20 protein-coding genes are annotated in these 21361 nt (G+C 66.3%); 14 read left to right on the plus strand and 6 right to left on the minus strand.

Features of this window, described 5'->3' with window-relative positions; genetic code table 11:
- Window positions 1–9: 9 nt before the first annotated feature.
- Window positions 10–1848: an Hvo_1808 family surface protein gene (locus NGM15_RS14770; RefSeq protein ID WP_253432525.1), complete on the minus strand. Its 1839-nt coding sequence runs from the start codon at window positions 1846–1848 to the stop codon at window positions 10–12.
- A gap of 147 nt (window positions 1849–1995) precedes the next feature.
- Between NGM15_RS14770 and NGM15_RS14775 the strand changes: the two genes are divergently transcribed.
- Both NGM15_RS14775 and NGM15_RS14780 read left to right on the plus strand, forming a co-directional pair.
- The gene (locus tag NGM15_RS14775; protein WP_253432528.1) at window positions 1996–2958 is read left to right on the plus strand and encodes a cation diffusion facilitator family transporter; all 963 of its coding nucleotides are present in this window, start codon (window positions 1996–1998) and stop codon (window positions 2956–2958) included.
- A 147-nt stretch (window positions 2959–3105) separates the two neighbouring features.
- A complete protein-coding gene (locus tag NGM15_RS14780) occupies window positions 3106–5283 on the plus strand; it encodes an ATP-dependent DNA helicase (RefSeq protein ID WP_256498874.1) in 2178 nt (725 codons plus the stop codon).
- A 67-nt stretch (window positions 5284–5350) separates the two neighbouring features.
- On the opposite strand, the gene NGM15_RS14785 is transcribed toward NGM15_RS14780, so the two are convergent.
- A complete protein-coding gene (locus NGM15_RS14785) occupies window positions 5351–5851 on the minus strand; it encodes a 2'-5' RNA ligase family protein (protein WP_253432531.1) in 501 nt (166 codons plus the stop codon).
- A gap of 224 nt (window positions 5852–6075) precedes the next feature.
- Between NGM15_RS14785 and NGM15_RS14790 the strand changes: the two genes are divergently transcribed.
- From NGM15_RS14790 to NGM15_RS14840, 11 genes are all read left to right on the plus strand, one after another.
- Window positions 6076–7467, plus strand: a complete 1392-nt coding sequence (locus tag NGM15_RS14790; RefSeq protein ID WP_253432534.1) for a helix-turn-helix transcriptional regulator — start codon at window positions 6076–6078, stop codon at window positions 7465–7467.
- 298 nt (window positions 7468–7765) lie between these two features.
- Window positions 7766–9001, plus strand: a complete 1236-nt coding sequence (locus NGM15_RS14795) for an argininosuccinate synthase (protein WP_253432536.1) — start codon at window positions 7766–7768, stop codon at window positions 8999–9001.
- Window positions 9002–9003: 2 nt separating this feature from the next.
- Window positions 9004–10509 (plus strand): argininosuccinate lyase, encoded by a 1506-nt coding sequence (gene argH, locus NGM15_RS14800; RefSeq protein WP_253432539.1) that lies wholly within the window; start codon window positions 9004–9006, stop codon window positions 10507–10509.
- Between the two features lie 206 nt (window positions 10510–10715).
- Window positions 10716–10880: a lysine biosynthesis protein LysW gene (lysW, locus tag NGM15_RS14805; RefSeq protein ID WP_253432542.1), complete on the plus strand. Its 165-nt coding sequence runs from the start codon at window positions 10716–10718 to the stop codon at window positions 10878–10880.
- The gene (gene lysX / locus NGM15_RS14810; RefSeq protein WP_253432545.1) at window positions 10877–11785 is read left to right on the plus strand and encodes a lysine biosynthesis protein LysX; all 909 of its coding nucleotides are present in this window, start codon (window positions 10877–10879) and stop codon (window positions 11783–11785) included. The genes lysW and lysX overlap by 4 nt, the downstream gene beginning before the upstream one ends.
- Window positions 11785–12870 carry an N-acetyl-gamma-glutamyl-phosphate reductase gene (gene argC, locus NGM15_RS14815; RefSeq protein ID WP_253432548.1) on the plus strand — a complete coding sequence of 362 codons (1086 nt, stop codon included), beginning with the start codon at window positions 11785–11787 and terminating at the stop codon, window positions 12868–12870. The genes lysX and argC overlap by 1 nt, the downstream gene beginning before the upstream one ends.
- Before the next feature lies 1 nt (window position 12871).
- Window positions 12872–13819, plus strand: coding sequence for an acetylglutamate/acetylaminoadipate kinase (locus NGM15_RS14820; protein ID WP_253432550.1), 948 nt, complete (start codon window positions 12872–12874; stop codon window positions 13817–13819).
- On the plus strand, window positions 13816–14967 hold the full coding sequence (locus NGM15_RS14825) for an aspartate aminotransferase family protein (protein ID WP_253432553.1): 1152 nt from the start codon (window positions 13816–13818) through the stop codon (window positions 14965–14967). The genes NGM15_RS14820 and NGM15_RS14825 overlap by 4 nt, the downstream gene beginning before the upstream one ends.
- A gap of 19 nt (window positions 14968–14986) precedes the next feature.
- Window positions 14987–16198: a [LysW]-lysine hydrolase gene (locus tag NGM15_RS14830; protein WP_253432556.1), complete on the plus strand. Its 1212-nt coding sequence runs from the start codon at window positions 14987–14989 to the stop codon at window positions 16196–16198.
- Window positions 16198–17163, plus strand: coding sequence for an ornithine carbamoyltransferase (gene argF / locus NGM15_RS14835; protein WP_253432559.1), 966 nt, complete (start codon window positions 16198–16200; stop codon window positions 17161–17163). Before NGM15_RS14830 ends, argF begins: the two co-directional genes overlap by 1 nt.
- A 458-nt stretch (window positions 17164–17621) precedes the next feature.
- A complete protein-coding gene (locus NGM15_RS14840) occupies window positions 17622–17930 on the plus strand; it encodes a transcription factor S (RefSeq protein ID WP_253432562.1) in 309 nt (102 codons plus the stop codon).
- Between the two features lie 33 nt (window positions 17931–17963).
- On the opposite strand, the gene NGM15_RS14845 is transcribed toward NGM15_RS14840, so the two are convergent.
- The 3 genes from NGM15_RS14845 to NGM15_RS14855 form a co-directional block, all read right to left on the minus strand.
- Window positions 17964–18815, minus strand: coding sequence for a methyltransferase domain-containing protein (locus tag NGM15_RS14845; RefSeq protein WP_253432564.1), 852 nt, complete (start codon window positions 18813–18815; stop codon window positions 17964–17966).
- Between the two features lie 16 nt (window positions 18816–18831).
- Window positions 18832–19230 carry a nascent polypeptide-associated complex protein gene (locus NGM15_RS14850; protein ID WP_253432567.1) on the minus strand — a complete coding sequence of 133 codons (399 nt, stop codon included), beginning with the start codon at window positions 19228–19230 and terminating at the stop codon, window positions 18832–18834.
- Window positions 19231–19351: 121 nt separating this feature from the next.
- Complete coding sequence (locus NGM15_RS14855; RefSeq protein WP_253432570.1) at window positions 19352–19858, minus strand: hypothetical protein; 507 nt, start codon at window positions 19856–19858, stop codon at window positions 19352–19354.
- A 182-nt stretch (window positions 19859–20040) separates the two neighbouring features.
- Between NGM15_RS14855 and NGM15_RS14860 the strand changes: the two genes are divergently transcribed.
- Window positions 20041–20808 carry a class I SAM-dependent methyltransferase gene (locus tag NGM15_RS14860; RefSeq protein WP_253432572.1) on the plus strand — a complete coding sequence of 256 codons (768 nt, stop codon included), beginning with the start codon at window positions 20041–20043 and terminating at the stop codon, window positions 20806–20808.
- Between the two features lie 19 nt (window positions 20809–20827).
- Here the strand turns inward: NGM15_RS14860 and NGM15_RS14865 are convergent, their stop codons facing one another.
- Window positions 20828–21328, minus strand: a complete 501-nt coding sequence (locus tag NGM15_RS14865; RefSeq protein WP_253432575.1) for a PUA domain-containing protein — start codon at window positions 21326–21328, stop codon at window positions 20828–20830.
- Window positions 21329–21361: the final 33 nt, after the last annotated feature.

Below are 21361 nucleotides of genomic sequence, written 5' to 3' on the forward strand. Positions count from 1 at the left end.
AAGGCGTTCCTATCGATTCCGCCGGAAGCGAGCGAGCCCGGCGAACGAGAGGAGCAGGGTGCTCACGGCGGCACCAATTCCGAACCCGGGAATGCTGTCGTCAGTCGATTCGTCGGCGCTCAAGTCGTCACCGTCTGCGTCGTTCTCGGAGTCGTTCGAGTCGTTTGAATCGTCGGTCTCGCCGTTGCCGTCCAGGAGCGGACTCTCGCCGTCCTCGAGCACCTCGATGTCGTCGTGGACGGCCGTCAGGTCGTCGACGGTGGGCGCGGTGACGATCAAGAGCCGGTCGTCCTCGGGGTAGATCGTCAGCGCCATGTCGAACTCGGAGCCATCGCCGAACGCGTAGGTGTGAGCGGTGCCGTCGACGCGATCGCCACCCCGGACGTCGATCAGTCGCTCGTAGGTCTCGACGAAGGTGGCGGCCTCGTTGGCGTCTTCCCACTCCAGGGCCCAGACGGTCGCCGTCTCGCCGTTACCGTTCTCGTAGGCGTACAGTTTGTCGCCCTGCCAGCCGCTCGTGGGCTCGAGGTCGTAGTTCAGGGGATTGGTCGTGTTGATCTCACCGCTGGCCTCGAGATTCAGGAACGATTCCGGGGGAACGACCGGCGTCCCGTCGTAGGCGGGGTCCATGAACATCGCCGAGAGGCCTGCCTGCCCGATCACGTTGTAATTCGGCCCTTCCTCGAACGCAAGTCGATCCCAGTCGTCGCTCGATCGGTCGGGCACATCGAGGTCGTTCGCCTCGAACTCGCCGTAGCGCTCGGGGTAGATCACTTCGACGGCCGAGTCGGGCATGTCGTCGTAGAGGGCGTTGACGGCATCCCAGCCGCCCTCGTCGTGGACCGACTGGACGAACGAGGGGCCGTCGCTGTAGGGCTGGAACTGCATGAAGTACAGCCCCCAGTTCGGGGGCGCCTGTGATTGCTCGCCCTCCCCTCCGTCGACGCCGTCGTCGAGGATACAGGGCTCGTTCCACCGGTCGTTCTCGCAGTATTCGAGGTACTGCTGTTCCATCCGGTGGGTGTCGCCCTCGATGACGCCGAGGACGGCGTTGTCGCGGTCGGTGGTGTTGCGGACGTACTCCTCGAGCGGGAAGTGCTGGTCCTGGAGGGCGTGGCCGAGTTCGTGGGCCAGGATGGCCTCGTCGAGTTGCAGTTGCTCGCTGTTTTCGGAGATGACGACGATTTCGTCGTTCACGTAGTCGTAGTAGCCGCCGACGGTCGCGCTTCGGTCGGCCTGGCGCACGTCGACTGCGTCGTCGTTGCTTCCGATGAGCAGCAGGGTTTCGAACTGGGCGTTGTCGAACTGTCGAGTTCGCTGGTCGACGTCCTCGTACTGACCGGCGCTCTCCTCGGCGAACGTCTCGCGGTCGACGATTTCGACCGGCGGCAGCGTCTCGAAGGAGAGACACCGGAGTGCCTCGATTCGGGCGGCCGTCCGGGCGCTGACCTTCTCGAGTTCCGCCTGGGTCAGACCGTCGGAGGCGTCGACTTCGAGGGGCTGGTTGTACCAGTAGCCGTCGAACCAGCCGATGGTTTCGTTTCCGTCCGCGGGTGCGGCGAAATCGTCCGGCGGGTTCGCGGCGCACGCCTGGACGAGGTCGCCGTCGTCCTGGGTGGTCGCGGTCTCGAGGGACGAGGCCGTTTGTCCCTCGAGTGTTGTCCCATCCGCCGTCTGTCCCTCGAGCGCTATCTCGTTTGCCGTTTGCCTCTCGAGCGTCGTTCCGTCGGTCCCGTTGGCGTCCGCAGCGGGGGCGACCGCACCGACGGTCCCGGCGACGGTCCCCGAGAGGACGATAAGCGCGACGAACGCAGCGACGACCGCAACCCGTGTGTTCCCGATTCCCATTGTGCTCTCTCGGGGCAACGAGCGGATAAAAGTGTCTGTCCGTTTTCGGGACGCGGCTCGAGGGGCGTTCCGGTGACGGCCGATCGAAATCACTCGACCCGATTCGACTGGCATACTTCTTTGGTGACCTGTCTCGAAGGGAAGTTGATGGCCAGTAGCACTTCCGTCGTGCTCGCCGCGCTGTTCGCAAATGGGGCGATCGCCGTCCTCAAATTCATTGGCTTCACACTCACCGGGAGCCCTGCGATGCTTTCGGAGACCTATCACTCGATTTCCGACACCGGGAACCAGGTTTTCTTGCTGATTGGCATCCGCTACGGCGCCCAGGAAGCGAACCGGTCGCACCCGTTCGGCCACGGCAAGGCGCAGTTCTTCTACAGCTTTCTCGTGAGCATCATGCTCTTCGGCATCGCCGGCTGGGAGAGCGCGAAACACGGCTACCAGGCGCTGCAAGCGGGCGAGGTCCACCGAGCGAGCGAACCCGTACCGATACTCGGCGCCTCGGTCGATCCGATCTACATTAACTACGCGGTCCTGATCGGGGCGATCGTTTTCGAGACCTACGCCTTCTGGAAGGCCTACCAGGGCATCACCGCTCAGATGGACGAGCACGGCTGGGAGACCCTACGCGAGGCCTTCCGCAAGACCAGTGACGTGACGACGCTGACCGCGCTCACTGAGGACGCCATCGCTCTCGCCGGCGCCGGCATCGCCCTCTTCGGGATCTACCTCTCGAGAACGTTCGAGAACCCAATCTACGACGCGGGTGCGGCCCTCGTCATCGGTATCCTGCTCATGGGATTCGCGGTCGCGCTGGCCTGGGAGAACAAGCGGCTCATCCTCGGCGAAAGCCTCCCCGAGCCCGCCGAGGACGAACTTCGCGACATCGTCGCTGGCTGGGACGGCGTCGTCAGTCTGGTCGAGTTCCGGACGGTCTACTTCGGTCCCGAGGAACTGCTGGTCACCGCCGACGTCGCGTTCGATCCGACTCTCGATACGGAAACCATCGACGACCGCATCACGGACATCGAGGACGCCCTGCGCGAACACGACGGTCAGATCCAGCGCGTCTACATCGAACCCGAGACGGGGGGACTCGGGTCGCCCTGACGGGACCCGAATCGTCCTGACCGGACTCGTATCACTCTGACCGCACTCGAGTCGGCCTGACTGAACTCGAGCCCATCGGACTACTCGACCGAACGAACTCACGGGCGAGACGAACCCTTTTATCGGATGAGTGCCCAATCATCAGTCGTGCCAGGAGTGGGCCAGTACCTGCGCTTTTTCCCGTACGAGGAGCCCTACGAGAACCAGCGCGAGGCGATGGACCGCATCTACAACACCCTCGTGCGTGGACAGAACGTTCTCTTCGAGGGCGCCTGCGGGACCGGCAAGACCCTCTCGGCGCTCGTGCCCGCCCTCGAGGTGGCCCGCGAACAGGACAAGACGGTCGTCATCACGACGAACGTCCACCAGCAGATGCGCCAGTTCGTCGCCGAGGCCCGGGCGATCACCCGCGAGGAGTCCATCCGCGCGGTTGTCTTCAAGGGGAAAGCTTCGATGTGTCACACCGACGTCGGCTACGAGGAGTGCCAGACCCTGCGGGACAACACCCGCGCGCTCGTCGAGGCCGAGAGCGACCACAGCCAGCTCGAACAGCGCCAGCGCGACCTGCTGGCCGAGAGCCAGGCGGGCAGCGAGTCGGCCGCGGAGGCCCGCAGCGCCGTGATGGACGAACTCGAAAACCTCGAGGAACAGATCGAGGACCTCGGGGAGGCCAACGTCTGTGACCACTACCGGAACAACCTGCTCGATACCGAGGCCACCGACGAGTTCTTCGGCTGGCTGTTCGAGGACGTCCGCACGCCCGACGAGATCTACGAGTACGCCGACGAGCGCGAACTCTGTGGCTACGAACTGCTGAAGGAGGGCCTCGAGGGGGTCGACCTCGTGGTCTGTAACTACCACCACCTGCTCGATCCGATGATCCGCGAGCAGTTCTTCCGCTGGCTCGGGCGCGACCCCGACGACGTTATCGCCGTCTTCGACGAGGCCCACAACGTCGAGGACGCCGCGCGCGACCACGCCAGCCGCGCCTGCTCGGAGCGAACCTTCGACAGCGCGCTGGACGAACTCGCCGAAACGGACGACCCGCGGGCTGACGACGCCACGAACGTCCTCGAGGCGTTTCGCGACGCGCTGGTCGAGACCTACGAGGACAGCTTCGGCTTCGGTCAGCGCGGGTCGGTCGGCGACAACTGGGAGGACGTCTCGATCAGTAACGAGGACCGCCGAGACGACCTCACGCTCGCCTTCCTGCAGGCGTACTCGGGCCAGGGTATCGAGGGCGACCTCGAGGCCGCGCGTAAACTTGGCCAGCAACTCGACGAGGAGTACGAGGAGGCCTACCGCGAGGGCGAAACCGCGACCCGAACCGAGTGCCAAACCCTCGAGGCGGCCGCGTTCGTCGCGGCCTGGATGGACGAGGGGGCCGATCAGGGGCTGTACCCCGTCGTCTCCGTCCGCCGGGATGCGGGCACCGACGAGGTCTACGGCCGGGCGGAGCTGTACAGCTGTCTCCCCCGCCACGTCACCGGACAGCTCTTCGAGGCCGTCTCCGGGACGGTCCTGATGAGTGCGACCATCCAGCCGTTCGATGTCACCGAGGACGTCCTCGGCCTCGAGGAGTGCGTGACGATGGCCTACGGGCTGCAGTTTCCCGCCGAGCGCAGGCGGACCTACGCCGTCGAGACGCCCGCGCTGTTTGCCTCCGTCCGTGACGACCCCGACGTCCAGGACGAGGTCGAGGAGGCCATCTACGACGCCGTCCGGATGACCCCCGGGAACACGCTCGCCTTCTTCCCGAACTACGGCGAAGCCGCCCGGTACGCCGAGCGTCTCGAGTCTCGAACCGACGCGACGGTCTACCTGGACGAACCGGGCGTCGGCGCCGAGGAACTTCGCCAGAAATTCGTCGCCGACGACCGTGCCGTTTGCTGCACATCGCTCTGGGGGACCCTCGCCGAGGGTGTGAGCTTCGACGGCGACGACGCCCACACGGTGCTGGTCGTCGGCGTTCCCTACCCGCACCTCGACGATCGCGCCGAAGCAGTGCAAGAGGCCTACGACACCGCCTTCGAGGGGACCGACACCGGGTGGCGCTACGCCGTCGAGATCCCCACCGTTCGGAAGACCCGGCAGGCGCTCGGCCGGGTGATCCGCTCGCCCGAGGACGTCGGCGTCCGCGCCCTCCTCGACCGGCGGTACTCGAGGCGCGCCAAATCCGACCTGGGAACCTACAGCGTCAACGGCACGTTCCCACACGAGGAACGGGAAGAACTGATGGACCTGGACCCCGAGAAGCTCAAGTTCGCCATGATGAACTTCTACGGCGACCACGATCGGTACGCGGGGGAGCCGCCGGCACCCTGAGAGGGCGGCGTGGACTCCCACCGCCTCTCGCCGTTTTTCGTGCTCTCTCGCGGGTTCAGGGCCGTACTTAAGCAGGCAACGAAATCCGACTCACCGGCAGGCGATACTGGCCGTCGAAGAACTCGAGTTCGCTCACGGTCCACGTCACCTGGTCAATCTCGTGGTCGGCGAGTCGGCGGGCCGTTTCGAGGTCGCCGCCCCGGGCTAGCGTTACGTGCGGCACGTAGTCGGGGCCCTCGAGTCCCTCCACGGGGTCGAATACCTCGGCGAGGTCGCGGTGAATCTGCTCGAGGCCGGGGCTCTCGACGGCGAGGTAGACCACGGGCGCCGAGCCGAGCGGCGGCTCCGGGAAGTAGTCGATGCCGGTGACCGCGGCCTCGACTGCAGGGGCGCCCTCCAGGGCGCGGTGGGTGCGGTGCTGGAGGCGGTCGACCTGGGGGGCGTCGCCGAGACGCTTGAGTAGGAGGGAGTGGTCGTCCCGCACGGTGTCGAAGCCGACCAGGGACGGATAGAGGTCGGCCGCGAGCGCCCGAACGCGGCCGGGAACGGGGACGTTGACGCTGTACACTGGTTCGAGGTACTTCTTGGGACGGTATGAGCGTGGCGGTGTTCGGTGAACAGTCGTCCAAACTATAGTTTGTATAGTAGTTACTCGAGGAGTCGACCGTCCCACACTGCTCGCGAGCCCACCCAAAACCCGTCGGGAGAACGAGCGAAAGAGCGCCGCTCGAGTGGACGCAACCGGTTCCGGGTCGGAAAGACCTATTTGTCCGGCCATGCCAATGGAGAACGATGGATGCGAGGGAGCACCGGGCGCTCCTCGGAGTGCTCGTCGTGCTCGGGTGTCTGTGCGCGGGATTTCCATCGATCGCTGTCGCCGACGGCGGCGACCTCGAGGCCGAGGCGGGTGCACGCCTCGTCCTGGACGGTTCGACTGACGCCGCGATGGCAACAGGATCGGTGAGCGACGCGACCGTTCTGACCGGACTGCCGGTGTACTCACTCGAGAGTACTGCTCTCCAGGAGGAATCCAACGAGACCGACGACGAGAGCGACACCGGAGACACAAACGACGCCGGAGACGCCAACGAAAGCGACGATACGGATGAGAACACGGCCAACGAGACCGACGGTGCCACGGCCAACGAGACCGGTAACGAGAGCGCGATTACGGGAGCGACGCCGCCCGGCTACGACGAACTCTCGATCGAGGTGACGGTCCACGAGAACGGATCGGCCACCTGGACCCTCGAGTACCGGTACCGACTCGACGGCGAGGAAAACGCCAGCGACCGGTGGGAATCGGTTCGGTCGACGATCGAGGCGGAAAACGAGACGTACCTCGAAAACGTCGAGTCCAACTGGTCGGAGCGGGTCGACGCTGCCGCCGCGGAGACGGGCCGGGACATGACCGCCAGCGGCTACCGCGTCTCGCTCGAGGAGACGTCGACGCCTCAGGAAACCGGCTACGTCCGCGTCCAATTCTTGTGGGAGGAGTTCGCGAACGTCGAACTCAACCATCGGATCCGGATCGGCGACGCCTTCGGCCACCTCGAACTCGACGACCGTACGCAGTTGATCGTCACCTGGCCGGCGGACTTCCGCGCTCAGACGATCGAACCCTTCCCCAACGACCGGCGCGACCAGGCGGCCATCTGGAACGGTGACGAGACGGACTTTCTCGAGGACGAACCGTTCGTCGAACTCATGGTGCAGACCTCGGAGCCGTCACCGCCCGAATCGGACGAGCAATCGCCCCTCCCGGTATCGTGGCTGGCGGCCCTCGGGCTCCTCGCCCTCGCGATCGTGGCTGCGGTGGGCTGGTTCGCCCTGCGCAACGGTGATTCCAATGGCTTTGCAACCCGATCCTGGAGGGAGCAACCCGAGCCGGAGCCGTCCGAGCCGGAGTCGACGCCTCGGCGCCAGCAGCCGACGCCGCCGGACGCGTTATTGAGCAACGAAGAGCGCGTCGTCCGCCTGCTCGAGCAACACGGCGGCCGGATGAAACAACAGGAGGTGGTCTCGACGCTCGAGTGGACCGAGGCGAAGACCAGTCAGGTCGTCAGCGGGCTCCGCGAGGAGGGGACGATCGAGGCGTTCCGGATCGGTCGGGAAAACGTACTGACGCTCGCGGACGAGGCCGAGTCGGCCAATGGCGTCGCCGCGAACGAGTCGGATACGTGACCCGGAGCGCAAACGTAACATTTGCCCACCCAGTAGCCTTTAATAGCTCGAGTATCCTACGTTCGTCCAGATGAGCGCACTCGCCACTACCGTCCTCGTTCTCTTCGGTAGCGCGAGTGCCGTCGCCCCGCGACGACGACCGGGCCTCTAGGCCCACTACTACTTCATCCCCAGATTTCGGTATTGTTCAACCTTGCAGGAATTCCTGTTTTTCTCGGTCAGCACCCGCTCTATCATTAATTTACAATCTACAAACCAACGAATTTAAGTCCCGTAAGCGATTGCACTCGAGTACGATATGACACGCGTTGCACTCGCGTTCTCGGGCGGACTGGACACGACAATTTGCGTCCCGCTGCTCGAGGAAGAATACGGATACGACGACGTCATCGGCGTCACGGTCGACGTCGGTCAGCCCGCTTCGGAGTTCGCCGAAGCCAAAGAAACCGCCGAGGCCCTCGGTCTCGAGCACTACGTCGTCGACGCGCGAGCGGAATTCGCCCAGCTCTGTCTCGAGGGCGTTCGCGCGAACGCGACCTACCAGGGCTACCCGCTCGGAACCGCACTCGCTCGCCCCGTGATCGCCTCGAAGATCCTCGAGGTCGCCGAGGAACACGGCTGTACGGGCATCGCTCACGGCTGTACCGGCAAGGGCAACGACCAGCTCCGGTTCGAAGCCGTCTGGCGCGACTCGGACCTCGAGGTCATCGCGCCTATCCGCGAACTCGGGCTCACGCGCACGTGGGAACAGGAGTACGCTGCGGAGAAGGGCCTCCCCGTCGAGGGCGGCAACGAGGGCGACTGGTCGATCGACACCAACCTCTGGAGTCGCTCGGTCGAGGGTGACAAACTCGAGGACCCCAGCTACGTCCCGCCAGAGGACATCTACGAGTGGACCCAGGAGCCCACCGGCGAAACTGAACTGATCGAGATCGAGTTCGAGAACGGGTACCCCGTCGCCGTCGATGGCGAGGCGATGGACCCCGTCAGCCTCATCGAGCACCTCAACGAGGTCGCCGGCGCCCACGGCGTCGGCCGCACGGACGTGATGGAAGACCGCATGCTCGGGCTCAAGGTCAGGGAGAACTACGAGCATCCCGCGGCGACGACGCTGCTCAACGCCCACGAGTCGCTCGAGGGCCTCGTCCTGACCCAGGAGGAGCGTCAGTTCAAACAACAAGTCGACCAACAATGGGCCCAGAAGGGCTACGAGGGCCTGGTCGACGCGCCGCTCGTGAGCGCGCTCGAGGGCTTCATCGCCGAGACGCAGAAACGCGTCACGGGCACGGTGACGATCAAGTTCGAGGGCGGCCAGGCCCGCCCCGTCGCCCGCGACAGCGAGTACGCGGCGTACTCGGCGGCCCACGCCTCCTTCGACACCGAAACCGTCGGCAAGATCGACCAGGAGGACGCGACGGGCGTCGCGAAGTACCACGGCTTCCAGCGCCGCCTGGCCAACAAGTCGCTCGAAGGCGAGGGCGAGAGCCTCGAGATGGCGACTGACGGCGGAGCCAACGAGACGACCGACGAGTGAACATGACCGGAGAGGATTCCCTGCAGGACGCCACCGATGCGCCCCGCTCGAGTTCGACCGACGAGAGCGACGCCAACAGCGTCGTCCGCCGCGATCGCTTCAGCGGCGGCCCCGCACGCGGGTTCCTCTCCTCGCTCGCGGCCGACGAGCGCATCTTCGAGGCGGACCTCGCGGTCGACCGCGCTCACGTCGTAATGCTCGCCGAGAGCGCGGTCGTCGAGGACGACACTGCGAGCGACATTCTGCGCGCGCTCGACGCCATCGAGGTCGACGGGCACGCGAGCCTCCCCGACGGCGAGGACGTCCACGAGGCCATCGAGACGGCCGTCATCGACGCGGTCGGTTCCGACGGCGGGAAGATGCACACCGCCCGCAGTCGCAACGACGAGGTCGCGGCCTGTATTAGGTACCGCCTCCGTGAGGACGTCCTCGAGGCGCTCGAAGCGACGCTCGCGCTGCGCGAGGCCCTCTCGGCAGTCGCGAGCGAGCACGTCGAGACGACGATGCCCGGCTACACCCACCTCCAGCCCGCCCAGCCGACGACCGTCGCCCACTGGGCGCTGTCTTACGAGGGGGCGATTCGCCGCGACACCGAGCGCCTGCTCGAAGCCTACGCGCGGATCAACGTCTCGCCGCTGGGCGGGGCCGCGTTCGCGGGGACGACCTTCGATATCGATCGCGAACGGACGGCCGAGTTGCTCGGGTTCGACGGCGTGATCGAGAATTCGATGGACGCGTCCTCGAGCCGGGACTTCCTGCTCGAGACCGTCCAGGAGCTGTCGACGCTGTCGACGACGCTGTCGGGGCTGGCCGAGGACGTGATCCTCTTCGCCAACCGCGGCTTCGTCGACCTCTCGGACGATTACTCCTCGACGTCGTCGATCATGCCCCAGAAGAAGAACCCCGACACGCTCGAACTCGTCCGCGCGGTCGCGGGCGATGCAGCCGCCGGGGTGCAGGGCCTGACGACGACGCTCAAGGGACTCCCACGCGCGTACAACCGCGACCTCCAGCGTGCCACCCCGCACGCGTGGTCGACGGTCGACGCCGTCCTGGAGGCGACCCGAGTCGCTGCGGGTGCAGTCGCCACCGCCGAGTGGAACGAGGAGGCGCTCGCTGCGGAGGCAGGGGCTGGCTTCTCGACGGCGACCGGCGTCGCGGACCTGCTGGCGGCGAACGGGGTGCCGTTCCGGACGGCCCACGAGATCGTGGCCGTCGCCGCCGAGAACGGGGGCGACTACGCGGCCATCGAAGCGGCTGCCGAGGACGTACTCGGCGAACCGCTCGAGACCTACGCCGATTCCGGGGCGGTCCGGTCAGCGCTCGACCCCGCAGCGAGCGTGGCCAGTCGCGACTCGATGGGTGGGCCAGCGCCCGACGCCGTCGAGTCGCAGCTCGAGTCCGCTCGCGACGCGCTCGAGAGCCACGAGGCGGCCGTGGACGACCTCGAGACCGCACTCGAGACGGCCCACGACGAGCTACGGTCCGAGGTGATGACGTATGCGTGAGCGTCGTCCCGTCAGTCCTGGCCGGGCGGTACGGCCGCCGCGATCGCCGCCGTCCCCGCCGGGGGACACTATACTATTTCGATGACATTCGAAACAAGATTTGCGGGAAAATAGTATTTTGGCGCCTTTAGAGTCGGGTATAGTTTCATAATATATTTGGTAGGTTCGAAGGATTTAAGGTGTATCGTCCCCGAGAGGGGAGTACAATGACAGAATGCGTCGAGTGTGGGGCGGACCTGACCCTGCACGACGATCTGGAAGTCGGAGAAATCGTCGACTGTACCACCTGCGGAGCCGAACTCGAAGTCATCGACACCGAGCCGCCAGTCCTCGAGCGAGCCCCCGAGCTCGAAGAGGACTGGGGTGAGTGACCTTGCACGTAGGAATCCTCTACTCCCGGATCCGCAAGGACGAGAAGCTCCTCCTCAACGAGCTTCGCGAGCGCGGCCATGAGGTCGAAAAGATCGACGTGCGCACGGAGACCTTCGACGTCGCCGAGGCCGGCGAGACGTTCGCTGACCTCGACCTCGTCGTCGACCGCTGTCTCGCCACCAGCAGGAGCCTCTACGCCACGCGCTTCTGTGAGGCCTACGGCGTTCCCGTGGTCAACAGCAACGAGACGGCCGAAATCTGCGCCGACAAAGTGAAGAACAGCCTTGCGCTCGAGTCCGCGGGTATCCCCACGCCTGCGACGAAAGTAGCGTTCACCAAAGAGAGCGCTCTCGAGGCCATCGAATCCTTCGGCTACCCCTGCGTCCTCAAGCCCGTCGTGGGCTCGTGGGGGCGCCTGATGGCCAAGATCGATTCGAAGAGTGCCGCGGAGGCGATTCTCGAGCACAAGGCGACCCTGGGTCACTACGAGCACAAGGTGTTCTACGTCCAGGAGTTCGTCGAGAAACCGGGCCGGGACGTGCGCGTCCTGGCCGTCGACGGCGAACCCGTGGCGGCGATGGCTCGTTCCTCGGACCACTGGCTCACCAACGCGGCGAAGGGCGCCACGACCGACCCCTTCGAGCTCGACGACGAGGCGCTCGAGCTGGTCGAGAAGGCCAGCAACGCCGTCGGCGGGGGTCTATTGGGTATCGACCTCATGGAAGCCGATGACGGATACACCGTCCACGAGGTCAACCACACCGTCGAGTTCAAGGCGCTCAACGATGCCGTCGACGTGGACGTCCCCGGGACCGTGGTCGACTGGCTCGAGGCGAAAGCCGAGGCCGAGGCCACGACCGACGAGGACGGGGCGAACGACGCCGAACTCGAGGTGACGCTGTGATGGCAACAGGCGCACAAGCCGCGGACGACGCGACCGCGACCGACGCCGAGACCGTCACCGCCTCCGTCGTCGGCGGCACCGGCTTCACGGGCGGTGAACTCCTCCGTCTGCTCGCCGGCCACCCCGTCTTCGAGATTCGGCAGGCCACGAGCCGCTCTGCGGCGGGAAAGAGCGTCGGCTCGAAGCACCCGCCCCTGCGCGGGAGTGATCTGCGCTTCAGCGACCCCGAGGACCTCGAGTCCGTCGATGTGCTCTTTACGGCGACGCCACACGGTGTCTCGATGGGCCAGATCGACGAGTTCCTCGACGTTGCAGACACCGTGGTCGACCTCTCGGCGGACTTCCGCCTCGGTAGTGAAAAACAGTACGACGAGTGGTACGACGGGCACAGCGCGCCCGAGTACCTCGAGCGCGCGGAGTACGCCCTCCCCGAAATCAACCGCGAGAACCTCGCGGGCGCGGACCTGATCGCCGGCGGCGGTTGTAACGCCACCGCCACGATCCTGGGACTGTACCCCCTGTTCGAGCACGGCATCCTCGAGGGGGGAGAACAGATCGTCGTCGACGTGAAAGTCGGCTCCTCGGAGGGCGGCGCCGGGGGCGGCGAGGCCTCGAGCCACCCCGAACGTTCGGGCGTCGTCCGCCCCTACGCCCCGACGGGCCACCGTCACGAGGCCGAGATCGAGCAGTTCCTCGGCACATCGGTGGCGTTCACCTGCCACGCGGTGGACATGGTTCGGGGCGCGAGCGCGACGAGTCACGTCTTCCCCTCGGGGCCGGTCTCGAAGGGCGACCTTTGGAAAGCCTACCGCGAAACGTACGAGGACGAACCGTTCGTCCGCATGGCAGCCGGCGGCTCCGGCGTCTATCGCTACCCCGAACCCAAAGCGGTCGCGGGAACGAACATCGCCGAAGTCGGCTTCGAACTCGACCCCTCGAACAAACGGATCGTGGTCTTCTCGGCTATCGACAACATGATGAAGGGGTCGGCCGGCCAGGCCGTCCACGCCGCGAATATCGCGCTGGGGCTCGAGGAAACCGCGGGACTCGAGTTTACGGGATTGCATCCCGTGGGGGCGCCCTGAGATGACGACGAATCCGTACACTGAGGGCGAGACGGTAGTCGTGAAAATCGGCGGCGCTCGCGCCGTCGACCCTGCAGGAGCGCTGGCCGACGTGGCCCATCTCGTCGCCAACGGTGAAGATGTGATCGTCGTTCACGGCGGCTCCACCGCCGTCGACGAGACCCTCGAGGAACTGGGCGAGGAACCCACCTACGTCGAGACCCCCGGCGGCGTCGTCGGACGCTTTACCGACGAGCGCACCATGGACGTGTTCAAGATGGTCATGCCCGGGAAGTTGAATACGGACCTCGTCGAGGCCCTGCAGAACGAGGGCGTCGACGCCGTCGGTCTCTCGGGCGTCGACGGCCAGCTCCTCTCGGGGAAACGGAAGTCGGCTGTCCGCGTCCAGGAGGGCGGCAAGAAGAAGATCAAGCGTGGCGACCACTCCGGAACCATCGAGGACGTCAATTCGGATCTCCTCGAGACCCTGCTCGCGGGCGGGTACGTGCCCGTCGTGGGCGGACCCGTCCTCGGTGCCGAGAAGGACGGCGGCTACACCGCGGTCAACGCCGACGCCGACCGCACGGCCGCGGCCGTCGCGGGGGCGCTCGAGGCCGACCTCGTGCTCCTGACGGACGTCTCGGGGATCTACGCCGATCCCGAGGACGAGGCGACGAAGATCGACGAAGCGACGGACGAAGAGTCGTTCGCGGCCGTCCAGGACGCCGCCGAGGGCTTCATGACGAAGAAGGTCATGGCCGCGAAAGAGGCCCTCGAGACCGGCGCGAGTTCGGTCGTGGTCGCGGATGCGAACGCGAACGATCCCGTTTCGAACGCCCTCGCGGGTCACGGAACGACGATCACCCCTGGCGCGCTGGGTCTGGGGCTCGACGGCGGCGACGCGGACGATGGCGAAACGGACGATACCGACGCGGACGAGAAGGCGGCGCTCGAGGTGACCAACCAATGAGCGGGTTCGTTTTCTCCGAGAAGCCCATCTCGATCGCCTCGGGTGAGGGCGCGTTCCTCACGAGCGAGGACGGAATCGACTACCTCGACCTCGGTGCGAGCTACGCCTGCACGCCGACGGGACACTGCCACCCGCAGGTGGTCGAGGCGATCCAGGAGCAGGCGGGCGAGTTGCTGTTCGTCCAGGGTTCGTACCCCGTCAAGTCCCGGACCGATCTCCACACCAGACTGGCCGCGCTCGCCCCCGGCGACCTCGAAAACGTCTGGCTCTGCAATTCGGGCACCGAAGCCAACGAGGCGGCACTGAAGTTCGCACGGAGCGCGACCGGCGGGACGAAGATCGTCGCCGCCAAGCGCGCCTTCCACGGTCGGACGGCGGGGACGCTCTCCGCGACGTGGAAACCGAAGTACAGGAAGCCCTTCGAGCCGCTGCTCCAGGACGTCGAGTTCGTCACCTACGGGGACGCAGGCGAGTTATCGGAGGCCGTCGACGACGACACCGCCGCGGTGATCCTCGAGCCCATCCAGGGCGAGGGTGGCATCCACCCCGCGCCGGCGGGCTACCTCGAGGCGGCCCGCGAGGTCACCGAGGCGACGGGGACGGCGCTGATCTTCGACGAGATTCAGACGGGACTCGGCCGGACGGGGACGACGTGGGCCTGTCAGAACGAGGCCCTCGGGGGACCCGTCGAACCCGACATCCTCACGACCGCGAAGGGGCTCGCCAGCGGGCTCCCGCTCGGGGCGACCCTGTGTGCCGACTGGATCGCCGAGGATGCCGGTCCACACGGCTCGACGTTTTCGGGGAATCCGCTCGTCTCTGCCGCCGCGAACGCCACCATCGACGTCCTCGTCGACGAGGATGTGTCGACCAACGCCGCGGAGGTTGGCGACTACCTGAAAGACGAACTCAAGGCGTCCGACGTGCCCCTCCGGGACGTCCGCGGCGAGGGCCTGATGCTCGGCCTCGAAGTCAAGCGCGGTGCCAACCGTGTGCTTCGCGACCTCGCACTCGAGCACCAGATACTCGCCTTGCCAGCGGGCCGAAGCGTCGTTCGGTTGCTCCCGCCGCTGGTCCTCGAGCGCGAACACGCAGACCAGGTCGTCGACGCACTGTCGGCAATCCTCACACCCACGGCAGAGCAATGACTCGAGACATGGAAGAACAATGACGCAGGCCACGACAGCAATGGACGCGAACGACGTGGACGAGACTGACGAAACGGCGGCTACTCCTGCCGACGAGGCAGACGAGGCCGACGGAAGCGAGACGAGCGCCGAATTCGACTCGAGCGCGGCGGCTGTCTCGCGGAAGGCGGCACACGAACTGCTGATCGACCTCGTCTCGACTCCCTCACCCTCGGGCGAGGAGGACGCGGCAGCCGAAGTGCTCGTCGATTTCTTCGAAGCCCACGACCGCGAGGTCCGGATCGACGAGGTCGGCAACGTGCACGCACCGGCCGACGACGCGGTCCTCCTGACCTCCCACATCGATACCGTCCCGGGAGAGATTCCGGTTCGGGTCGAGCCGGCGAGCGACGAGGACGTGGACGCCGAGGTCGCGGCCGCGGGCGAGGACGTCCTCTGGGGCCGCGGCAGCGTCGACGCCACCGGCCCGCTGGCCGCAATGGCCGTCGCCGCCGTCACCACCGGCGTCTCCTTCGTCGGCGTCGTCGGCGAGGAGACGGACTCGCGGGGCGCACGACATCTCGTCACCGAGCGAGACGCACCCGAAGCCGTGGTCAACGGCGAACCCTCCGGCGCCGACGGCATCACACTGGGCTATCGCGGCTTCCTGGCCGGCACTTACGTCGCCACCAGCGAGTCCGGCCACACCTCCCGGCCCGAACCGAACGCCATCCAGCAGGCGATTCGCTGGTGGTCGGCCGTCGAGGAGGCTTTCGAGTCTGACGATTACGAACCCGTCTTCGAGCAAGTGACCGCCAAACCCGTCTCGCTTGAGGGCGGCACCACCGAGGACGGCCTCTCCGTCGAGGCGACCCTCGAGGCACAACTCCGCATCCCGCCGAGTCTCGACGCCGAGGCGGTCAGGGAGGTCGCGGAGGCCACGCTCGAGGTCGGCACCGTCTCCTGGAGGGAGCCGATCCCACCGGTGATGGAGAGTCCACGCACGGAAATCGCGCGGGCGTTCCGCGTCGCGATTCGGCAGGAAGGCGGCGAGCCGCGACTCCTCCGGAAGACCGGAACGAGCGACATGAATCTCTACGCCGGCGCGTGGGACTGCCCGATGGTTACCTACGGCCCCGGCGACTCGAACCTCGATCACACCCCCGACGAACGACTCTCGCTCGCGGACTACGAGTGCTCGATCGCGGTCCTCGAACGCGTCGGGAACACGCTCCGGGGGGAGGACGCGTGATGACGGACGACTCGGGTCGTCCCGCCCACGCGAGTCGCTCGGCGGCCGGAAACGAGGGTGACGTGCGCCACCTGCTCGACGTCGACGACCTCTCTCGCGAGGAGCTGTTTACCGTCCTGGACCGGGCGGCCGACTACAAACTCGCCCAGACGCGCGGCGAGGGCCACGCCGACTTGCCGGGGCAAACGCTGGGCATGCTCTTCCAGAAGCCCAGCACCCGGACGCGTGTCTCCTTCGAAACGGGGATGACTCACCTCGGGGGGCACGCCATCTTCCTCGGGGCCGACGACATCCAGCTAGGTCGGGGCGAACCGCTCAAAGACACGGCGAGGACCCTCTCGCGGTACGTCGACGCAGTGATGGCCCGAGTGTTCAAACACGAGAACATTCGGGTAATGGCTGAGTACGCGGACGTACCGATCGTCAACGGGCTAACCGACGACGCCCACCCGTGTCAGACGCTGGCGGACCTCCTGACGATCCGGGAGCGCTTCGCCGACCTCGATTCCGTCTCGGCGACCTGGATCGGTGACGGCAACAACGTCGCCCAGTCGTTCGTCCTCGGCTGTGCACTCGCCGGAATCGACCTCACGGTAGCGACGCCCGAAGAACACGGCATCGACGAGGCCGTCCTCGAGCGGGCGGCCGAACTTGGAACGGCGCCAACGGTGACGCACGACCCCGTCGAAGCGGTGACGGACGCGAACGTCGTCTACACCGACGTCTGGGTCAGCATGGGTCAGGAGGACGAACGCGAGATCCGCCTCCGGACGTTCGAGGGGTTCCAGGTCAACCAGGAACTGCTCGAGCACGCGCCCGAAGCAGCCGTGATGCACTGTCTGCCGGCCCACCGTGGCGAGGAGATCACCGACGCTGTCATCGAAAGCGAGCGCTCTATCGTGTTCGATCAGGCGGAAAATCGGCTCCACGCCCAGAAGGCGGTGTTGAGCTGGTTGCTCGAGTAGCTCGAGCGATGCAGTCGCTTTCCCGTCCGCGTTCGAACGGTACGAGGCCGTGGCTGGCTGTTGATGGCCAAACTCCTTGCGAGCACCAGTAGGCGGAAAACGAGAGACGGAAAATCCCATGTTTTTATATGGAAGAACCTGCTATCCCGAGTTAGCAGCACGTTAGACAGGCTGCTGCGCACCGCGGATGCCGTGCGTATGGGGTGCCCGGCAGACGCGGGCGAGTGATGGGGGGAAACCATCTACCACTAACCGATCCACTGGGGGGATCGCCTGTTTCCGTTTTTTGCGGTCGCGACGAAACGGCGAGCACGATGCTCGAGCGTCTCGATGCCTCAATCGCCCTCGGGGCCCTTCGCCGCTCGATTTCTTCCGATTCCGTTTCTCACGTCTCTCGATTCCTCGCCGTCCGCGGCGGAACGCGCCATTAATGTGTCTCGACTCCCGTAGCCGGATACATGGAATTCTGCGACGAATGCGGCTCGATGATGAAGGCGGACGATGGCTACTGGGTCTGCGGTAGCTGTGACTTCACGAAACCGAAGGGCAACAGCGACGAGTACGTGGTCACCGAAGATCAGGAGGCCACTGAAGTGATCGAGTCCTCCGACGAGACGTCGCTCCCGAAGACCGAGGCCCGGTGTCCCGAGTGTGGGCACGATCAGGCGTACTGGTACCTCCAGCAGACGCGCTCGGCGGACGAGTCCGAAACCAGGTTCTTCGTCTGCGCAGAGTGTGAGTACAAGTGGCGCGAAGACGATAACTGATTCTCGCGAGAATCGCTCTCGATCCGACTGGTTCTATTCGAGTCGAGCCACGAGCAGGTACCCGGTGTGGCCGACGGGAGCAGTCGACGGCCGCGACCCACGGTCGTCGAAGGTCATCTCTCGCTGGATGGTCTCGCGGGTGACGACACTCGAGAGTCCGGCCCCGCGGGCGGCCTCGCTGGTCTCGCGGGCGGTCTCGACGAACGGGCTGTAGACGGCCACGAACCCGCCCTCGACGAGGAGGTCGGGCGCGTACTCGACGATGGCCGGCGCGTCGCCGGTATCGAGCGTGATCACGTCGAAGCCGGGGCCCGCGGCGAGGGTCTCGAGGTCGTCTCGAAGGTCGCCCGTCCGGACCTCGACGTCGCTCGAGACGCCGCCGAGGGCCATGTTCTCCCGCGCGACGTCGGCGAACTCGGGATCGCGTTCGTAGCTCACCACGTTCGCCCCAGCGCGGGCCATCGAGGCCGCGAGGACGCCGGTACCGGTACCGGTGTCGAGCACGCGGTCGCCGACGCGGACCCCGGTCTCACCGAGCACGAGACCAACGTCGCGGGGCACCATCGGGGCGCCGGTGCGCTCGAAGTGATGAAAGAGGTCGGGGCCGCGGAGCTTTCGGACGCGAAACTCGGTGCCGAGGTGGGTCTCGAGGACCTGCCCCGGTTCGACGTCGGTGGGGACCTCGAGGACGCCGAGGTCGGAGCCGAACTCCTCGCCGGGCTGGACGAGGTGTTCGCGGTCCTCGTGGACGAGCAGGACTGGCGGTCGGTCGGTGGGTTCCGCTTCGGCTTCGGCTACCGGTTCGCCCGCGTCGCTCGCGTTCACGTCTGCGTTCGTGTCTCGCTCGTCAGTTCCACTCTCGTCTCCGCCGTCAGGTGATCCCATCACGCGAGTACTGGGCTCACTCGAGGCGTTCGACTGCGGCCGCGAGGTCGCCGTTCTCGGCCTCGAGGGCCTCGCGGGCCTCGTCGTCGCTGACGCCGGTGCGGGCGGCGACGATTTCGATGTCCGAGTCGGGGATGGCCGACTCGCTGTCGGCGTCCGCGTCAGTTTCGTCCGCGTCGGCGCCGCCAGCGTCGCCGGCGCTCCCGCGCTCGCGCTCCTCGGGCGTCCCGATGACCTGATAGGTCTCCTGACCACGGGCGTCCATCTTCGTGACGTCCGCGTCGGTGAAGACGAGGTCGTGGTCGGCCGTCCGGATGATGACCTCCTCGGCGTCGAGTTCGTCGACGTCGATTCCCATCTGTTTCATCATCTGTTCCATCTTCCGTGGATTGAGTCCGCCGCCGCCTCCAAACATACTCGAGACGTGGCCAGCCGCGGGCAAAAACCCACCGGAACCGTCTCTCGCGTCCTTCGACTTTCCGTCTTTCGTGTCTCCGCCGCATCTCGACTCGAGCGACGGAACTCGAGATGCGACCTCACCGAAGGCTTCCCGACTCCGGTGACTCGCCGCTCTCGAGGCCGTCCCGGCCCCGCCAACTCCACAGTCCGAGGACCATCATCGTGATCCCGAGGATCGCGATGACCGCCCAGACGCCGATCTGGGTCGCCGTCAGCGCCGAGCCGGTAAACAGGGTGGTCGCCTGGAGCAAGAACGCGACGAGCAACAACAGCCCGAACAGCGAGGCGATGGCGACGCCGATTCCCTCCCGGATCGCCCACCGAAGCTCTTCGGCGTCGCGGTCGGCCGTTTCGGTGTGGTTACGTGACCGAATTTCTTCGTCGGCGTCGACGTAGCCGGACGTCGCCCACGGCGTCTCGAGGTAGCCGATCACGTACGAGAGCGTGGCGCCGGCGACCATCACGATGGCGAAGGTAACCACTCCGGCGACGAGCGTCGGTGGGGCGAACAGGAGCGTGATCACAGCGGCGGCAACGACCGCCCCGCCGAGCATGACCAGGAATCGTCGGAGGCGTGGAAGCATACTGCATCTATGTCATCGAGTAACATAGGCCTATCACCGGTCAGTATACTGACTCGAGTCGAGACCGACGTACGACCTCGACCGCGCGACTCGGGGACTCGAGAGGACGGCGGCCTCGAGCGCGCGACGACGCTGACGGACGGTCGACACCTATACGGCTCTCGTCGACCGATAGCGAGCCAGTGACCGAGGAACACGATGGAAAACGGAAGACAGCCGCCACCTTCGATGCGGCGAGCGACCACTACCTCGACAGCGACGTCCACCGCCACGGCGCCGACCTCGAGCGACTGACGTCGTGGTGTGCGGATGCAACGCGTGCCCTGGATGTCGCGACGGGCGCGGGTCACACCGCTGGTGCCGTCGCCGATCGAGGCGTTCCGACCGTCGTCGCGACCGACGCCGCGCCGTCCATGGTCGAGACCGCCGTCGACGCTTTCGGCGGCCTCGAGGGGGCCATCGTCGACGCCGAGCGCCTTCCGTTCGCCCGCGACGCGTTCGACGCCGTCACCTGTCGGATCGCCGCCCACCACTTCCCGAACCCGACGGCGTTCGTGAGGGAGGTGTCCCGCGTGCTCGAGCCCGGTGGCGTGCTCGCACTCGAGGATAACGTAGCGCCTGCGGACCCGTCGCTGGGCGAGTTCATCAACCGCGTCGAACGGCTCCGTGATCCGACCCACGTCGAGTCCTATACGATCGAGCGGTGGCACGAGTGGCTCCGAGAAGCGGGATTCGCGCTCGAGGAGACGGTCCGATTGCACAAGCCACTCCAGTTCGAATCCTGGGCCGACGGCCAGTCCTGTACCGGCGAGGAGCGAAAACGGGTCGAACGAACGCTACGGGAGGCCTCCGACGAGGCGGTCGAGACGTTCGACATTCGGGTCGAAGATGGTCGCGTCGTCTCGTTCGCCCCGCTCAAAGCGCTGGTCCGAGCGCGACACCTCGAGTGAGACGGGTGAAATTACTGACCTAGTCGTCCGCCCGACTCGCTCCGCTCCGAACGTTCACCGCCATCCCAGATTCGAAGTCGAGAATCGACTCGCCGTCGAGTTCCGCCCGCCCGACCGCGAGCAGGTCGCCCCGCTCGTGAACGACGAGCACCTCGTCGCCCGGCCGGATCTCGGGGCCCGCCTGGAGGACGAACTTCGAGAAGACGTTCTTGCCGTCGCGGACGAATGGTTCGCTCTCGTCGTCGACGACGACGCGGTAGGCGGGTGGCTCGAGCGCGTCGTGGAGGCGGTGTCCACCCTCGAGTCCGAGGGTGAAGCGGCCGTCGGTACCGAAGGAGACGATCCGCCCGCGGTCAGCGTGAATCTGCTGGGGGCGACCGGACGTCGTTCGCTCGATACGGCGGTCCTCGCCGGGTGGGAACAGCGCCGCGCCGGCGCTGGCCCCGAACTGGTAGTCTGCGATGGTCCGCAGGTCTGCGCCCTCGTTTCTCCCGCTCTCGTCGACTGCGTGCCCGCTCATTCTTGTTCTCTACCGCCCGTTCGCGCGGACTCG

This window comes from Natronosalvus halobius (assembly GCF_024138145.1).
Taxonomy (GTDB): domain Archaea; phylum Halobacteriota; class Halobacteria; order Halobacteriales; family Natrialbaceae; genus Natronosalvus; species Natronosalvus halobius.